The sequence below is a fragment of the Pseudoalteromonas sp. Z9A5 genome (genome assembly GCF_011378875.1).
GTDB lineage: Bacteria > Pseudomonadota > Gammaproteobacteria > Enterobacterales > Alteromonadaceae > Pseudoalteromonas.
Map to the genome: position 1 here is coordinate 1 of NZ_WTLC01000105.1, position 1,065 is coordinate 1,065.

Annotated in this window: 1 protein-coding gene; it reads right to left on the reverse strand. The window is 34.4% G+C overall.

Translation table 11 applies throughout. The features are described from left to right. Positions 1-30 precede the first annotated feature (30 nt). Positions 31-453, reverse strand: coding sequence for a hypothetical protein (locus GQR56_RS21190; protein WP_240920965.1), 423 nt, complete (start codon positions 451-453; stop codon positions 31-33). Between the last annotated feature and the right edge of the window lie 612 nt (positions 454-1,065).

Genomic DNA, 1,065 nt, shown 5'->3' on the forward strand with positions numbered 1-1,065 from the left:
ATTATCATTCCATGCTCGCTTTAGCATTTACTATGATGTGGCTACCAATGTGGGCTGATTAATATATATACTACAAAGATCAACAGCCCCTAGTAAATCAGGATTTTTAGGAGCTGTTTTTAAAGGTTTTTTACTTGAATCTAAGTTCGAAAAAAAGTAAGCACAAAGAAATAACCCAGCCATTGCCTTATCAAAATTAGCATAAAGGGTAAAAGCAATCGCATCGCTGGTAATACGCTCATTTATAACAATAGGGAGATTGTTAAAGCCAGGCACCCAATGAAGTGCCAATGCCAATGAGGTAATAACAAAAACAGTGCTTAATATAGCGCGTATTATTGCTCGCTTTGTATTTATCGCACAGTGATATAAAGCAACATAAAGCCCAGTACTCAGCAGTGCATATAAATTTATATAACCTTCAGCATAAGCGCTTATAACACTCAAAACCATCAAGCAGTGCCAAAGGGGCTGTCGCATTATAAAAATATTGCGGCGAGAAAAAACGCATAATATTGACAATGCTAGAATATAAAAAGCCATTTATTTATCATTTTTTAGTGTTAAGCACTAAACAATAACGTGCAATTTTGTATTAATAAACCATTATATTTTCACTAATCGGTACTGTCATCGTTGGTGTGTGTTTATAGATTTAATGAATAGGCTTATTTTATTAAACAGACAGTAATGAGCGATAAGTAGCTAGTCAGTACTTGTTATTAATAACACCGTCTTGTGTTATTAATTTAGGTGGTTACCTAGGTTAATAAATGCTGTAAATACAGACAGTGATTTTTATTTTGTCCAATATTACTGATCTCTACCATTTTGGTATATTTCTACAATTATAAAAACCGGCTCAATATTAACCATTTGTTTACATGGAGCTATTTCGTGGCTAAAATAGATACAACGTAATATATGGACATTTGTCGGTTTATAAAACGACAAATGTCGTATACAAAATTGTTGAACAAAGCCGCTACGCGGAGCTAGCAACCTCTAGCATAATTGCCACACTTGTCATTGGGACTTCCCCCTATTCACCGGAGAAAACCAATG